14 protein-coding genes are annotated in these 16104 nt (G+C 33.8%); 11 read left to right on the forward strand and 3 right to left on the reverse strand.

Going from position 1 to position 16104, the window contains the following annotated elements:
* Nucleotides 1-63: 63 nt before the first annotated feature.
* On the reverse strand, nucleotides 64-1173 hold the full coding sequence (locus ACGK9U_RS03555; protein ID WP_394464981.1) for an adenylate kinase: 1110 nt from the start codon (nucleotides 1171-1173) through the stop codon (nucleotides 64-66).
* Between the two features lie 136 nt (nucleotides 1174-1309).
* Here ACGK9U_RS03555 and ACGK9U_RS03560 point away from each other — a divergent pair, with 136 nt between their 5' ends.
* From ACGK9U_RS03560 to ACGK9U_RS03570, 3 genes are all read left to right on the forward strand, one after another.
* On the forward strand, nucleotides 1310-2464 hold the full coding sequence (locus ACGK9U_RS03560; protein ID WP_394464982.1) for a 5-(carboxyamino)imidazole ribonucleotide synthase: 1155 nt from the start codon (nucleotides 1310-1312) through the stop codon (nucleotides 2462-2464).
* An 81-nt stretch (nucleotides 2465-2545) separates the two neighbouring features.
* Nucleotides 2546-3028: a 5-(carboxyamino)imidazole ribonucleotide mutase gene (gene purE / locus ACGK9U_RS03565; protein ID WP_394464983.1), complete on the forward strand. Its 483-nt coding sequence runs from the start codon at nucleotides 2546-2548 to the stop codon at nucleotides 3026-3028.
* A 146-nt stretch (nucleotides 3029-3174) separates the two neighbouring features.
* On the forward strand, nucleotides 3175-5226 hold the full coding sequence (locus ACGK9U_RS03570) for a M3 family metallopeptidase (RefSeq protein ID WP_394464984.1): 2052 nt from the start codon (nucleotides 3175-3177) through the stop codon (nucleotides 5224-5226).
* A gap of 345 nt (nucleotides 5227-5571) precedes the next feature.
* On the opposite strand, the gene ACGK9U_RS03575 is transcribed toward ACGK9U_RS03570, so the two are convergent.
* Nucleotides 5572-7668 (reverse strand): hypothetical protein, encoded by a 2097-nt coding sequence (locus ACGK9U_RS03575; RefSeq protein WP_394464985.1) that lies wholly within the window; start codon nucleotides 7666-7668, stop codon nucleotides 5572-5574.
* A 163-nt stretch (nucleotides 7669-7831) separates the two neighbouring features.
* Here ACGK9U_RS03575 and ACGK9U_RS03580 point away from each other — a divergent pair, with 163 nt between their 5' ends.
* From ACGK9U_RS03580 to ACGK9U_RS03600, 5 genes are all read left to right on the forward strand, one after another.
* A complete protein-coding gene (locus ACGK9U_RS03580) occupies nucleotides 7832-8335 on the forward strand; it encodes a GbsR/MarR family transcriptional regulator (protein WP_394464986.1) in 504 nt (167 codons plus the stop codon).
* A 52-nt stretch (nucleotides 8336-8387) separates the two neighbouring features.
* The gene (locus tag ACGK9U_RS03585; RefSeq protein ID WP_394464987.1) at nucleotides 8388-8741 is read left to right on the forward strand and encodes a hypothetical protein; all 354 of its coding nucleotides are present in this window, start codon (nucleotides 8388-8390) and stop codon (nucleotides 8739-8741) included.
* Nucleotides 8728-9450: a DUF2071 domain-containing protein gene (locus ACGK9U_RS03590; protein ID WP_394464988.1), complete on the forward strand. Its 723-nt coding sequence runs from the start codon at nucleotides 8728-8730 to the stop codon at nucleotides 9448-9450. Before ACGK9U_RS03585 ends, ACGK9U_RS03590 begins: the two co-directional genes overlap by 14 nt.
* Before the next feature lie 277 nt (nucleotides 9451-9727).
* Nucleotides 9728-10282 carry a sigma-70 family RNA polymerase sigma factor gene (locus ACGK9U_RS03595; protein WP_394464989.1) on the forward strand — a complete coding sequence of 185 codons (555 nt, stop codon included), beginning with the start codon at nucleotides 9728-9730 and terminating at the stop codon, nucleotides 10280-10282.
* Nucleotides 10283-10284: 2 nt separating this feature from the next.
* Nucleotides 10285-10551 (forward strand): hypothetical protein, encoded by a 267-nt coding sequence (locus ACGK9U_RS03600; RefSeq protein ID WP_394464990.1) that lies wholly within the window; start codon nucleotides 10285-10287, stop codon nucleotides 10549-10551.
* On the opposite strand, the gene ACGK9U_RS03605 is transcribed toward ACGK9U_RS03600, so the two are convergent.
* A complete protein-coding gene (locus ACGK9U_RS03605; RefSeq protein ID WP_394464991.1) occupies nucleotides 10544-11377 on the reverse strand; it encodes a hypothetical protein in 834 nt (277 codons plus the stop codon). The genes ACGK9U_RS03600 and ACGK9U_RS03605 overlap by 8 nt on opposite strands.
* Before the next feature lie 132 nt (nucleotides 11378-11509).
* Here ACGK9U_RS03605 and gcvP point away from each other — a divergent pair, with 132 nt between their 5' ends.
* The 3 genes from gcvP (at nucleotide 11510) to ACGK9U_RS03620 (ending at nucleotide 16062) form a co-directional block, all read left to right on the forward strand.
* Entirely contained in the window at nucleotides 11510-14359 is a 2850-nt protein-coding gene (gene gcvP, locus ACGK9U_RS03610) for an aminomethyl-transferring glycine dehydrogenase (protein ID WP_394464992.1), read from the forward strand.
* Between the two features lie 101 nt (nucleotides 14360-14460).
* Entirely contained in the window at nucleotides 14461-15519 is a 1059-nt protein-coding gene (locus tag ACGK9U_RS03615; RefSeq protein WP_394464993.1) for a 3-oxoacyl-ACP synthase III family protein, read from the forward strand.
* A gap of 15 nt (nucleotides 15520-15534) precedes the next feature.
* Nucleotides 15535-16062: a methyltransferase gene (locus ACGK9U_RS03620; RefSeq protein ID WP_394464994.1), complete on the forward strand. Its 528-nt coding sequence runs from the start codon at nucleotides 15535-15537 to the stop codon at nucleotides 16060-16062.
* Nucleotides 16063-16104 lie beyond the last annotated feature (42 nt).

The following is a 16104-nucleotide window of genomic DNA, read 5'->3' on the forward strand; positions in this document are numbered from 1 at the left end:
GTAGTTAAGTCGTTTAGTTGTTTTTTCATTTCTACTTAATAACTAAACGATTAAACGCATCAACTAAAGATTATCAATCACACTACTTAAACGCACCGTAATATCTTCAATACTACCAACGCCATCAACACCGTAGTATTTATTTTGCGCTGAATAGTAATCTTTTAAAATAGCGGTTTTATCGTAATATTCTTTAATTCTGTTGCGAATGATAGACTCATCGGCATCATCGGCACGACCACTGGTTTTTCCTCTACCAATAAGACGTTTAACTAAAATTTCATCATCAACTTCCAATGCAACCATCGCATTTATTGAAGAATCTTTACTTTCCAATAATTTATCTAAAGCCTCAGCTTGTGCATTGGTGCGTGGAAATCCATCAAAAATAAAACCTTTTGCTCCAGAGTTTTTTTCAACTTCAGCATTTAGCATATCAATAGTTACTTGGTCTGGAACCAACTCGCCTTTATCCATATAAGATTTAGCCAACATACCCAAAGCTGTTTCGTTTTTAATGTTAAATCTAAAAACATCACCCGTAGAGATATGTACTAAATTGTACTTGTCTTTTAAAAATTCTGCTTGCGTTCCTTTTCCTGCTCCTGGAGGTCCAAATAGTACTAAATTTGTCATGAATTGTGTTTCTTTTATTTGATAGACTTCTGGTATATTTCTCCCCAACCCATCATAGTCTAAGCCATAGCCTACTATAAATTTATTAGGAATTTCAATACCTATATAATGTAGTTTAAAATCTTTTTTATAAGCTTCGGGTTTGTAAAATAAAGTCGCAATTTTTAATGATTTTACTTCTTCATTCTTAAAAATACGGTGCACCTCTGCTAACGTATTTCCCGTATCAATAATATCTTCTAAAATAACCACCGTACGTCCTGTTAAATCTTGCGTTAAGCCAATTAACCGTTGAATGTCTTCGGTAGATTTAACACCTTCATAAGATGCCAATTTAATAAACGTTACCTCGCATGGTTTTGGGTACTTTTTCACAAAATCACTCACTACCATAAATGAGCCATTTAAAATACCCACAAACACTGGAATTTCGTCTCCAATATCGTCCGCTATGTCATTAGCCATACGCTGCATAGCCGCATCTATTTCTTTAGCCGAAATAAATGGTTTAAAATATTTGTCGTGTAGCTTTATCACAGTTAGTTATTTTTGAAAGGGGCAAAGATAATCAATAGATTGCCTAATTACGATTTTTGGTTTACGAATTCGAGACTATTTTAAGATTTAAGTGTATTTTTGCCGTACAATTAACGATTTTAGCATTAATAAAAGCATGAATTACTTTTCTTCAAATTTTAAACTCGGTATTCTTGGTGGTGGCCAATTAGGTAAAATGTTACTTAACGACACCCGGAAATTTGATATTTATACCTGTGTTTTAGACGGCAGTAATGAAGCCCCTTGTAAAATTGCCAGTAATGAATTTCATTTAGGTGATTTAATGGATTTTGATGCGGTTTATAACTTCGGAAAGCTGGTTGATGTGCTTACTATTGAAATTGAAAACGTAAATGTTGATGCTTTAGAAGCCCTTGAAAAAGATGGTAAAAAAGTATATCCGTCTTCTAAAACCCTTCGAACCATTCAAAACAAAGCAACACAAAAGTTGTTTTATGTTGACCATAATTTACCAACAGCCCCATTTTCTCGATTTGCTTATCTTTCTGAAATTGAAGACGCCATAAATAATGGTGGTTTACAATTTCCCTTTGTTTGGAAAGCAGCGCAGTTTGGGTATGATGGAAATGGTGTAAAAGTGGTGAGACAACTTTCCGATTTGGAAAATTTACCCAAAGGGGAGTGTATAGCAGAAACTCTAGTGCCTTTTAAAAATGAATTGGCAGTTATTGTAGCAAGAAACCCTTCAGGAGAAACCAAAACATTTCCTGTTGTAGAAATGGAATTTCATCCAGAAGCAAACCAAGTCGAATACGTTATTTGTCCTGCAAGAATTTCTGATGATGTAGCAAACAAAGCCAGAGAAATTGCTTTAAAAACATCAAAAGCATTTAATCATGTCGGTTTATTGGCTGTTGAAATGTTTCAAACACAAAACGACGATGTTTTAATAAATGAAGTCGCACCAAGACCTCATAATTCTGGCCACCAAACTATTGAAGCGAGTTACACATCACAATTCGAACAACATTTGCGTGCTATTCTAGATTTACCTTTAGGAAGAACTGATAGCAAAGTGGGTGGTGTTATGGTAAATTTAGTTGGCGCTGAAGGCTTTTCGGGTAATGTAGTTTATGAAAATATTGCATCCATCATGAACCTTGATGGTGTTACGCCACATATTTACGGCAAAAAACAAACCAGACCTTTCAGAAAAATGGGACACGTAACCATTGTGAACGAAGATTTAAACGAAGCGCGACGTGTTGCCGAGGAAGTTAAGAAAACAATTAGAGTTATAAGTGAATAAATCAGAGAAAACAAGCACCAAATTCCAATTATTTCAGATTAATACGAAAATTGGAATTTGAAATTTAAAATTTGGAATTTTATGAATAAAGTAGGAGTTATCATGGGAAGCAAAAGCGATTTGCCAGTAATGCAAGACGCTATTGATATTTTAAGAGATTTTAATATTGAAGTGGAAGTTGATATTGTTTCGGCACACCGCACCCCAGAAAAACTATTCGATTACGGTAAACATGCACACACTAAAGGTTTTGCCGTTATTATTGCAGGCGCAGGTGGTGCAGCCCACTTACCTGGTATGATTGCTTCATTATCACCGCTTCCTGTAATTGGAGTGCCTGTAAAAAGCAGTAATTCTATTGATGGTTGGGATTCTGTCCTATCCATTCTACAAATGCCGGGAGGTGTACCCGTTGCAACGGTTGCTTTAAACGGTGCAAAAAATGCAGGCATATTAGCGGCGCAAATTATTGGTTCTAGCAACCCTGCTATCCTAAACAAAATAATTGACTATAAAGAATCTTTAAAACAAATTGTTCTTGAGTCAGCTAAAGATTTAAAATAAAAAAAACCTCGAGGGGAATCTCGAGGTTTTCTAGCTATTAAGAATAATTTTATGAGTTAGTCACTCTTCAAATTCTGCGACAAAAATATAAAAATTTTTATTATGTATGCATAATAAAAATTTATTTTTAAAATATCTACTGTAACATGACATCAAACATCTTATTAAAATCGTTCCAAACGCCTTATAATACAGCACCTTTTTCAAATATTAAAAATGAAGATTTTCTTCCTGCTTTCAAACTATGTATTGAAGAAGCTAAAGCTGAAATTGATGCTATTGCTAATAATTCTGAAGAACCAACGTTTAAAAACACGATTGAAGCCTTGGAATTTTCAGGGGAACAATTAGATAGGGTTTCGAGTATCTTTTTTAATTTGAATTCGGCTGAAACCAACGATGCTATCCAAAAAATAGCTCAGGAAGTTTCACCATTATTGTCTGAATTCAGTAATGATATCACTTTAAACGAAGCTCTTTTCAAACGTATAAAATCGGTTTACGATTCTAAAAGCAGTTTGAATTTAAATACCGAACAACAAACACTTCTTGATAAAAAATACAAAAGCTTTTCCAGAAACGGGGCAAATTTACCAGATGATAAAAAAGAAAAGCTCCGTGAAATTGACAAAGAATTAAGTAAACTGAAGTTGAAATTTGGAGAAAACGTTCTTGCCGAAACCAACAAATTCGAGATGTTGATTACGGATGAAAAAGAACTGTCAGGATTACCGGATGGTGCCATGGAAGCTGCAAAACAATTGGCAGAAAGCAAAGGCAAAGAAGGTTGGTTGTTCAATTTAGATTATCCAAGCTACATCCCATTTGTTACTTATGCCGATAATAGACATCTCAGAAAAAAAATAACACTTGCTGCAGGTAGTAAAGGCTTTAATAATGACGATCTAGACAACCAAGACATTGTTCTAAAAATAGCAAAACTTAGGTTTGAACGTGCCAACCTATTGGGTTACAAAACCCACGCTCATTTTGTTTTAGAGGAACGTATGGCAAAAAACCCAGCCAAAGTAGAAGGCTTTTTAAATGAACTCCTTGAAAAGGCAAAACCTGCCGCAAACGAAGAATTTAAAAAGCTTCAAAATTTCGCAAAGGAATTAGATGGTATTGAACAACTTGAAAAGTGGGATGGCTCTTATTATTCTGAAAAATTAAAACAGAAATTATTCAATCTTGATGATGAGTTGCTAAAGCCTTATTTCAAATTAGAAAACGTGATTGATGGTGCTTTTACAGTTGCCAAAAAATTATTCGATTTAAACTTTGAAGAAATTAAGGATATTGACAAATACCATGAAGATGTTTTAACCTATAAAGTTACCAATAGCGATGGCGATTTCATCTCTATTTTTTATGCCGATTTCTTTCCAAGAGCCGGAAAACGCAATGGCGCGTGGATGACATCATACAAACCACAATCCATAAAGGATGGAAAAAACGACAGACCACATATATCTATAGTTTGTAATTTTACAAAACCCATCCCTGCGAAGGCAGGGAAAAGCAAACCATCGTTATTAACTTTTAATGAAGTCACCACCTTATTTCACGAGTTTGGTCACGCCTTACATGGTATGTTAGCCAACACCACCTACCCTAGTTTATCGGGAACTTCGGTTTATTGGGACTTTGTGGAATTGCCAAGTCAGGTTATGGAAAACTGGTGTAACGAAAAGGAAGCTCTGGAATTATTCGCTAAACATTATGAAACCGGTGAAGTGATCCCAATGGATTTGGTTGAAAAAATAAAGGAATCGGCCACATTTCATGAAGGGATGCAAACCTTGCGTCAAATAAGTTTTGGTTTATTGGATATGAGCTGGCACGGACAAGACCCCACTGGTATTGCCGACGTGAAAGCACATGAATTAAACGCTTTTGAAAATACCACCTTGTATCCTGAAACACCGGAAACCTGTATGAGCACCTCGTTTTCGCATATCTTCCAAGGAGGTTATTCTTCGGGGTATTACAGTTATAAATGGGCCGAAGTTTTAGATGCTGATGCTTTTGAATATTTTAAGGAAACCGGTATTTTCAATAAAGACACCGCTACCAAATTTAAAAACAACGTACTTTCACAAGGCGGAACAGAAGACCCTATAGTGCTTTACAAACGTTTTAGAGGCAAAGAACCACAACCGGAAGCTTTATTGAGACGTGCGGGATTATTGAAGTAAAGTAGGATAAAATCATTGACTACAAGTATCTGATTCAGATATTTCACTTTGTGTTGGATTATAAAGATTATTATAAACCCTATAGGTATTTGAAATAAATGTATTTGACATAGCACAAAAATCATACAGACTCGTATTTTCGTAAACTAGCAATCGCTGTAAATTATCTATATTGCTCAAACCTGACAAAGTTTCCAGAAGCGGATTATTTGCAATTTCTAATCCACTAATTTTGTTTAAATTCCCAAAAGCTTCTAAATTATCTAGTTTTAGATTACCACTTATATTTATATACTCTAAAGATGAAATATTTTCTAAACCAGCGAGAGTAACTAACGAATTTTCCTAAACAACCGATATTGCACCTACTTTTTTCAAACTTTTTAAGTTTGATAAATCCTCTATAAGGCCATTATCATTCAATAGAAACTGACCACCTATTGTAGTTAAATTTTCTAACCCTCTTAAGTCCTTTAAAGAGTGATTCGACGTAATACCTAATACCCCATAAACATGTTGCAAACCACTTAATGGCATTAAGTCAGTTAAACTATCCGATATACTAATTTGTAATGAACCAGAAATATAGGTCACATTCTGTAAGCCCTCTAAACTTTTTAGATTTCTATTCCTGATGATATGTACCCCACCGCTTGGGTCATCAAAATGATTGAGGCTTTTCAAACTCTTAATATCTACTAAGGAACTATTATCACGTATTTGTAAGTATCCTACATGAGTTAACTTATCTAAGCCATTTAAATTTTTCAAATTAGAATTATCCAGAATATATAGAGTCCCACTTACTGATACAAGTTCTTTTAAACTTTCCAGACTATTAATATTATCCACGATATTGGATATATTTCCATCAAAATCAGGTTTTCTGCCAGAATTAGTAATAATCATACTTCCATTAATGCTGGTATAGTTTAAGGCACTGAATGCCTCTAACTCTTCTTGTGAATAAATAAAAACATCTCCGTTAAAAGTACTGCTATACCCCGAACATGTTTTGATATCCCCAACAATTATAATGTCTGTTGATAAAGTAATTTTATTAATTGAGGTTAACATATTATTGTTCAAATCATATCCAATTAATTCTATCTCCGATCCTCCGCACTTATTAATATTAAACTCAAACTCACCCTCGTTGGTTGTAAAAGAAAAATTCGTCCTTCCATTTTGCATTACTTCAATTACTCCATTTTTTACTCCATTGCCGCCACAATCAATAACTCTTCCTTTTATTTGATGAATTTTATCTTCAATTACAATCTTTACAAGATTATTTTCTTCATTATACCCTCCAAAAACTCCCTCAAACTTCTTAAATCTTTCTGTACAACTTAAACTACTATATACGTTAATAGTAATCTTCTCATTCTTGGGAATAACTCCACATAAAACACCTCTATAGTCTGTATACCCCCTGTAAATTAATTGTCCAGTTCTATTTCTTATTATGGAAATTGGTAACTTATGTAAATCATAACCCGCTTCATTTTCTATTGTTAAACATATATTAACCAAATTTAAAGGGACATCACAATTCCACCAAGAAAAATGACTAACTTCACCAACAAAATCTTTCCCTATTTTGGTAGCTTCTCCTTCTTCTACCCAAATGCCTTTTTCTTCATCTAGATACCAAAGTGGTATACTATGAGGAGCAACACTTTGCTGATTTACAGCAATAGGTAATGTTATTTTAGCCTTATTTAAAGAATTGATATTTAATACCTGACCACTATTTCCTGTTAGATTTATTGCTAACATTCCATAAGTTTCTAATAGTTTAATTTGCCCACTAACATCTTGAGCGATTAAAGAACTAGGTATGTTTGAATAAATTTCTTCATCTTCAGGAAATAGATGTTTTACACCTATTTTCACCTCACCATTATAGGGAGTACCATCTTCATTAAAATAGCCCCCTGTTAATGAAACCTTTGCTCCAGATGGTGTCTCAACTGAAACTATCTCTCCTGAATTTGCCGTAGTAAATACATCTGGTTGTAATAATTTTATTTGTATTATTTGACTATCAGTATTTGATGGTATTATTGTTTTTGAGGTAGAAATATAATTAGATTTAGAAACTTTTACGCGTAGAAAATTTCTAAAAGCTTCTAAATTATTAAAAATAGCCAGTCCTTTATCATCTGTTTGCTTTGAAATATTACCTGCGGAAACATCAACAGCTCTAACAGGTTGATTGTTTTCATTTACTACATTTACAAGAAGCGCACCAATTTCTATTCTATCTCCTTTATATATTTCCAAATTAGCAGCAAAATCAGCTGGTTTATCGCCAGTTTCTTCATCTATTTCTTCTTCTACCGCCACTATATCAACGTCTTCTTTATTACACGAGACTAGAAATAAAAATGACAAACAAAGTAAGATGGTTATTTTAAAAAGAAAAGGTAATTTCATATACAAGAATTCAAGAAATATTCTTACAAATATAGCTAAATATGCTTAAAAACAAAAACATTCGATAATGCACAATACTTACTGTACGAGGGGTCTAAAATGTGATTTTAAAACAAACTTTCAATAATTATTGAAAGTTTAAAAATTATTATATATTTGTACCATGAATTACGAAGAAGCAAAAACAAAATTTATAAGTACCTGGGGAAGTTTAGGTACACTTTGGGGCATTAACAAAGCCATGGCACAAATACAAGCATTGCTTTTTATTTCAACAAAACCGCTGTCGATGGAAGAAATTATGGAAGAACTTCAAATTTCTCGCGGAAACACGAGCATGAATTTACGCCAATTAATGGATTGGGGTATTGTTACCAAAGAACTTATTCCTGGTGAACGCAAAGAGTATTTCACAACTGAAAAAGATGTGCAAGAACTGGCAAGAATTGTTGCAAAAGAACGCAGCCGAAGAGAAATTAAACCTGTAATTAAAGTTTTAAACGAAGTTTCTTCCATTGAAGACGATGGTACTGAAAAAACAAAAGAATTAATTAAACAAACAAAAGCCTTACACGATTTAACTGAAACAGCAGATGCTATGATTAACAAACTTGTAAACCAACAACAAAACTGGATTACAAAATCATTATTAAAATTATTCACCTAAAAAAATTTAAATCTTATTTTCAATAATTTCTGAAAGTTTAAAAATATTAAAAATGAAATACTTATATCAAATTAACAAATGGCTTATATTAATAAACCTCCTTCTGTTTATCATTCCTATATATGGATTCATGTTCTTAATACTAACAGGCGTTATTCAAATAGTTTTAGCTGTGGTTATAGCATTTAACATAAATAAATTAGAAGCAAATGGTAAAATATTATTTCTTATTTATATAGTATTCACTTCAATCATATTGTTTTTAACATTTATTACTCATAATGAAAAACTATACTTTGGCAATATTACATTTATAGTCGTTATGGTTATTTCATTATTGCTGGCACTTCTACATTTAAAGATTACATATTTATTATTTAAAAAAGCTAACCATGAAACCAACTAATATATTCATGACAGGTGATTGGAGAGATTTAATCATGACAACCTTTGAAATTGACAAAGACATTTTAGATCCATACTTACCAAAAGGAACAGAAATAGATTTATACAACAATAAAGCCTTATTAAGTATGGTTGGTTTTACATTTTCGAAGGTTAAATTTTATGATTTTAAAGTGCCTTTTCATCAAGATTTTGGACAAATAAATTTTCGCTTTTATGTAAAATCTAAAATTGATAGCACAAAAGGGGTTGTTTTCATAAAAGAATTTGCTCCAAAACCTCTTATTACATTAGTCGCTAACTTGGTTTATAACGAACCATACTTTAACAAGAATATTACTAACAATAAATCTATAACAGACAATAACATTTCCTTAGAATACAATCACAACGGTGCAAAAACAAGTGCTCAAGCTAATTTAACAACTTTTGAAGCTCAGAAAAACACATTAGAACTCTTTGTAGTTGATAGGTATGTTGCTTTTATAAAAAACAAAAAGAGCGAAACTTTACAGTATAAAATATTCCATAAACCTTGGCAACTATACAATTTAGACACTTCATACTTTGATAATGAATTACTAAATCTGTTACCAATAACTTTTAAAAACATAAAACATGTTTCTACTTGCTTTGTAGATGGCTCTTCGGTAGAGGTTAAAAAAGGGTTGTTACAACAAGCCAAAAACGTGGTTGTAAATTCGATTTGAAGTTATTAATTGCTTTAAAGATTTCTCATGCATGCTATTTAAATTTAATGAAATCGTAAATGATTAGCATTTGAAACGGCATCCTTTTTTGAGGCACGAAAAAAAAATATAGTGTAAAGCCTGACCTCCTGCCCTGAGCGCAGACGAAGGGTGTGGTAACGCCACAAAAAACAAAATAAATTTTTCCAGAACTTTTTCTTAATATGATGAATTAACAAAGAGCAATAAATATTCGTTTTTTTACCCTATTTTTGATTCACAAAAAAATTGCGTAACAATGCCTAACAATGAAATTAATCCAAATAAATGGATCGATTTATATTCCGATTATCTATTTAACTATACGGTTACACGTGTTAGCGATAGAGATATTGCGCAAGATTTAGTTCAAGACACTTTTTTGGCCGCCTTAAAATCGATGACAAATTTTAAAGGTGAAGCTAGCGAACGTACGTGGCTCATCTCCATTTTGAAACGAAAAATTATTGACCACTACCGTAAAATCAATTCGAATAAAGGAAAAGCGGAAGTGCGCATTGCTTATAATGACGATAGTGAATCTGAGGGTGATTGGTTAGAAGAACGTGTGGCAGACCCATTTGAGAAAACTGCCGAAGACACTATGCAAAATGAAGAACTTGGTCATGCCATTTTTAATTGTTTAAGCAAATTACCAGAAAAACAAGCAGAAGTTTTTAGAATGAAAACCATTGAAGGCTATGAAACCGAAGTAATTTGTAATGAACTGAATATTACAGCGTCTAACCTTTGGGTAATTATACACAGAGCAAGAACGGCTATGGCAGAATGTTTAAAAGAAAATTGGTTTTGATTATGAGTGATAAAATTAAACTGATGTTGAAATGTGATGAAGCTAATCATGTTTGCGATAAATCGCAGTATAAAAATGCCTCTTTATGGGAAAAAATTAAGTTAAATCTTCATTTAATCATTTGTAAAGCTTGCAGAAAATACACAAAAAACAACGCAAAACTTACCCATACCATTAAAAAAGCAAACGTTGTGTGTTTAGATAAAAAGTGCAAAGAAAACATGAAAAAAGAGTTGGATAAAGCCATTAAAGAAACATCCATCAACTAAACAAAAGCAACAATAATAACCACAGAATGGGTAACCCTTCTACCCAAAATGAACTGTAATAACCTCCTTGCCACTTCTTAGAACATACTAAAAACAACCCTGTTATTATAGATATGACTGCAAAAACAATTAATTTGTTTGCACCAATATCGTCCTTGAAAAATTCTAAAAAGAAAAACACAACCAATAACAGAATACCTATAACTTTTGTACGCTTTACACCTATTTTTTGCGGAATGGTAGCAAGCTTTAAACTATCGTACATTAAATCCCTTATTTCAAAAGGCAACATCAATACTATAATAAAAATACACCGCTGAAAAGCCGTAAACAGCACATCTGCATGCATGGGGTATTGATTATTTATCAAGGGCAAAAAGACGGTAACTCCGGTCCAAACCAAAGCAATAAGGTACACTTTTAAACCACCTACATTTCTTAAATTATTATGGTTATCTAAAAACAAATGTTTTGGTAAAAACGGAATGGCATATAAAAAAGTTACAAGCCCAAATACAGCAATATAAATGAGGGTATCCACATTCAATTTAAAGGCAAAATAACACATGGATAGAAAGCTGAAAAACGAAAAAACCTGTATCGTTTTTAGCCAATTTGCTAAGCTTCTGTGATGAAATTTGGCAAAACCAAAATACTTTACAAAATTATAACCCGTTATAGATGCAAAAAACACAAAAAACAACAAGTTTTCATCATATAAAATTTCGAACTCCAAAAGTGTAATCCATGTTAACGAAAACACCGCTAAAGCCACATGAATACTACTGTTTATGTAGAAATCTAAAAGCTGTTTTAACATCTTCATTTTACAAATTTAAGCAATAGGTTTCGTACAGTGTTAATAAAGCTTTCAAATGGTTAAAAACTTTCCATTATATGCAATAAAACACGCTTTATATTATGTATTTTTGCGAATTATATAAACAATTTCCATTTAATGAATACAAACGCTTTTGCATTGCGTCATATTGGCCCTAGAGAAGAAGACCAAAAACTTATGTTAAAAACCATTGGTGTTGATTCCTTAGACCAGTTAATTTACGAAACCATTCCAGATGATATCCGTTTAAAAAATGGATTGAATTTAGATGAACCAATGACTGAATACGAATATTTGCTTCATATTCACGATGTATCTAAACTAAACAAAGCCTACAAAACTTATATAGGCTTGGGCTATCATCCTACCATTTTACCCGCCGTTATTCAACGTAACATTCTTGAAAACCCAGGTTGGTACACCGCTTACACGCCTTATCAAGCTGAAATTGCACAAGGTAGATTGGAAGCTTTGTTAAACTACCAAACCATGGTAATGGATTTAACAGGTATGGAAATAGCCAATGCATCGCTGCTTGATGAAAGTACTGCAGCAGCTGAAGCGATGAGTTTGTTATTTGCTGTTCGCGAACGTGAGCAAAAGAAAAACAACGTCAACAAATTTTTTGTTTCAGAAAATATAATGCCACAAACTTTATCATTATTACAAACCAGATCGACTCCTATTGGTGTTGAATTGGTAGTTGGCAAGGAAGAAACTTTTAATTTTTCTTCAGATTTTTTTGGTGCTATCTTACAATACCCAGGAAAGGACGGACAAGTTACCGATATTAAAACATTCATAAGCAATGCGAACGATGCGCAATTAAAAGTAGCCGTAGCTGCCGATATTTTAAGTTTGGTAAAATTGGAAGCGCCAGGTAGATTTGGTGCTGATGTCGTTGTGGGTACAACACAACGCTTTGGAATCCCTATGGGGTACGGAGGTCCGCATGCCGCTTATTTTGCAACCAAAGAAGCGTATAAACGTGATATCCCTGGGCGTATTATTGGCGTAACCAAAGATACTGATGGAAATAGGGCTTTACGTATGGCATTACAAACCCGCGAGCAACATATAAAACGCGATAAGGCAACCTCAAATATTTGTACCGCCCAAGTTTTATTGGCGGTTATGGCAAGTATGTATGCCGTGTATCACGGACCAAAAGGCTTAAAATTTATAGCCAATAAAGTCCATAATACAGCATCAACACTTGCTGCTGCTTTAAAAACCCTGGGGTATACACAAGTAAACACATCGTATTTTGATACACTTCAAATAAAAACCGATTCTAAAAAAATCAAGCGTGTAGCCAAAGAAAAAAAGGTAAACTTATTTTATCCAGATAAAGAAACGATTACTATTTCCTTAAATGAAACAACTTCGGTTAGAGATATAAATTATTTAATTTCTGTTTTTGCTGAAGCTGCCGAAAAAGAAACTATCATCATCACCGCAATTTCAGAAGGCGATAATATTTCAGAAACACTAAAAAGAAAATCAGATTTCTTAACGCTTGATGTATTTAACACCTACCATTCTGAAACCGAATTGATGCGTTATATAAAATCTTTAGAACGAAAAGATTTAGCTTTAAATCACTCCATGATTTCTTTAGGCTCTTGTACCATGAAGCTGAATGCTGCTTCAGAAATGTTGCCTTTAAGCATATTTAAGTGGGCTAACATTCATCCGTTTGTTCCTAAAAAACAAGCACAAGGTTATCTAACGGTTTTAAAAGAATTAGAAGACCAACTTACCGAAATCACAGGTTTTGCGGCAACTTCACTACAACCAAACTCTGGTGCGCAAGGTGAATATGCTGGTTTAATGGTAATAAAAGCATACCATGAATCTCGTAACGAAGGCCATAGAAATATTTGCTTAATACCATCTTCAGCACACGGAACCAATCCAGCCACAGCGGTTATGGCGGGTATGAAAGTGATTGTTACCAAATCAACTGCTGAAGGCAATATTGATGTTGATGATTTACGTGAAAAAGCCATTTTGCACAAAGACAACCTTTCTTGCCTCATGGTTACCTATCCATCTACACATGGCGTTTACGAATCTGCCATCAAAGAAATCACCAAGATTATTCACGACAACGGCGGTCAAGTTTATATGGATGGCGCCAACATGAATGCCCAAGTTGGTTTAACGAACCCAGGAAATATTGGAGCCGATGTTTGTCATTTAAATTTACATAAAACCTTTGCCATTCCTCATGGTGGTGGTGGCCCTGGTGTTGGCCCTATTTGCGTTGCCAAACAATTGGTGCCGTTTCTACCCGGAAACCCCATTAAAAAAGTTGGCGGTGAAAAAGCCATTACAGCTATTTCTGGGGCGCCTTATGGTTCTGCTTTGGCTTGCTTAATTTCCTATGGCTATATAAAAATGCTAGGGGCTGAAGGTTTAACGGAATCTACTAAGATTGCTATCTTAAATGCCAATTATATCAAACAACGTTTACAAGGAAGTTTTGATACGCTTTATTCTGGCGAGCGCGGACGTGCAGCACACGAAATGATTGTAGATTGTAGATCATTTAAAGCCAACGGGATTGAAGTAACCGATATTGCTAAACGTTTAATGGATTATGGTTTCCACGCACCAACTGTATCTTTTCCTGTTGCTGGAACTTTAATGATTGAACCGACCGAAAGCGAGAGTAAAGCTGAAATTGATCGTTTTTGTGATGCCATGATTTCTATTAGAAAAGAAATTGATGCTGCTTCTAAAGATGATGACAATAATGTTTTAAAGAATGCGCCACATACTTTAGAGATGATAACAGCCAACGAATGGTACTATCCTTACACCCGTGAAGAGGCTGCATTTCCTTTAGACTATGTAAAACAGAATAAGTTTTGGCCAAGTATCAGACGTGTTGATGATGCTTATGGAGACCGAAATTTAGTATGCTCTTGCGCACCTATTGAAGCTTATGCCGACGCCTAAAAACAGCGTTGAACATCGTAAATTATATTGAAAAAGAATTTGCCTTTTCTTGAAACCTTGTACCTTGTACGAGTTAACAAAAAAAGGCAAATTTTCTTTTTATGAACATTAAAATTACCGGTACCGGAAGTTATATTCCAGATACCATTGAAAAAAACGACGCTTTCCACGCACATACTTTTTTAAACACAGATGGTTCGGCAATTAATTACCCTAACAACGTTATTATTGAAAAATTTCAAGCCATCACAGGTATTGCCGAAAGACGCTATGCTAAAGACCACCACAACTCATCCGATCTAGGTTTTTTTGCTGCCGAAAAAGCTATAGCAGACGCTAAAATAGACCCCGAAACGATTGATTATATTATTGTAGCACACAATTTTGGTGATGTTAAACATAACACCATTCAAAGTGATATGCTACCAAGTTTAGCCACAAGAATAAAGCATAGCTTACGTATAAAAAACCCAAAATGCATTGCTTACGATATTTTATTTGGCTGTCCTGGTTGGATTGAAGGCATTATACAAGCAAATGCTTTTATAAAAGCTGGAATAGCAAAACGCTGCTTAGTTATTGGTACCGAAACACTTTCCAGAGTTGTTGATAAACATGATAGAGATGCCATGATTTTTTCGGATGGTGCTGGTGCCACCATTATTGAAGCAACCGAAGATGAAGGCGGTATTTTAGCACACGAAACGGCCAGTTACACCTATGATGAAGCCTATTATTTACACTTTGGAAACTCCAATAACCCGACACTAAGTAAAAATACACGCTACATCAAAATGGAAGGTCGAAAAATATATGAGTTCGCATTAAATCATGTGCCACAAGCCATAAAAACATGCATTGATAATAGTGGCTTAAATATTAAAGATGTAAAAAAGATTTTTATTCATCAAGCCAACGAAAAAATGGACGAAGCGATTTTAAAACGCTTATACAGACTTTACAGAACTGATATTCCAGAAAATATTATGCCTATGAGTATTCAAACACTAGGTAATAGTTCGGTTGCAACCGTACCTACGCTTTTAGATTTGGTTAGAAATAATAAATTAGAAAACCACAACCTTTCAAAAGGTGATGTTGTTATATTTGCAAGTGTTGGCGCTGGTATGCATATCAATGCTATTGTTTACAAATATTAAAGATTCAACTGTTTAATGTACGAGAAAACTTTTCCCAATAAACGTTTTAAACATACGCTTCAATTTTTAGAAAGACACATAAAAAACTCTGAAACTATTTTAGATTTAGGGGTAGAAAATCCGTTTTCGGATATTATGAAACAACGAGGTTTTAAAGTTGAAAACACTAAAGGAGAAGATTTGGATGTTGACACCTCAACCATTGAAAACTCTAATGCTTCGGTAGTCACCGCTTTTGAAATTTTCGAACATTTGTTATCTCCTTTTACGGTTCTTAAATCTATAAGAACCGATAAATTAGTTGCCAGCGTTCCTTTAAAGTTGTGGTTTTCTTCAGCTTACAGAAGTAATACCGATATGCTAGACAGACACTATCATGAGTTTGAAGATTGGCAATTCGATTGGTTGTTAGAAAAAGCGGGGTGGAAAATTATAGACCGCCAAAAATGGACAAACCCAACCAAAAAAATTGGAATACGTCCCATTTTGCGTTGGTTTACACCAAGGTACTACATTGTATATGCCGAAAGAATAAGCAAATAACAATTTCTAAGTACCTAACTCCAAAAGATTTCAATTAAAATT

The organism is Mariniflexile sp. HNIBRBA6329, from assembly GCF_043558645.1.
Lineage (GTDB): Bacteria > Bacteroidota > Bacteroidia > Flavobacteriales > Flavobacteriaceae > Mariniflexile.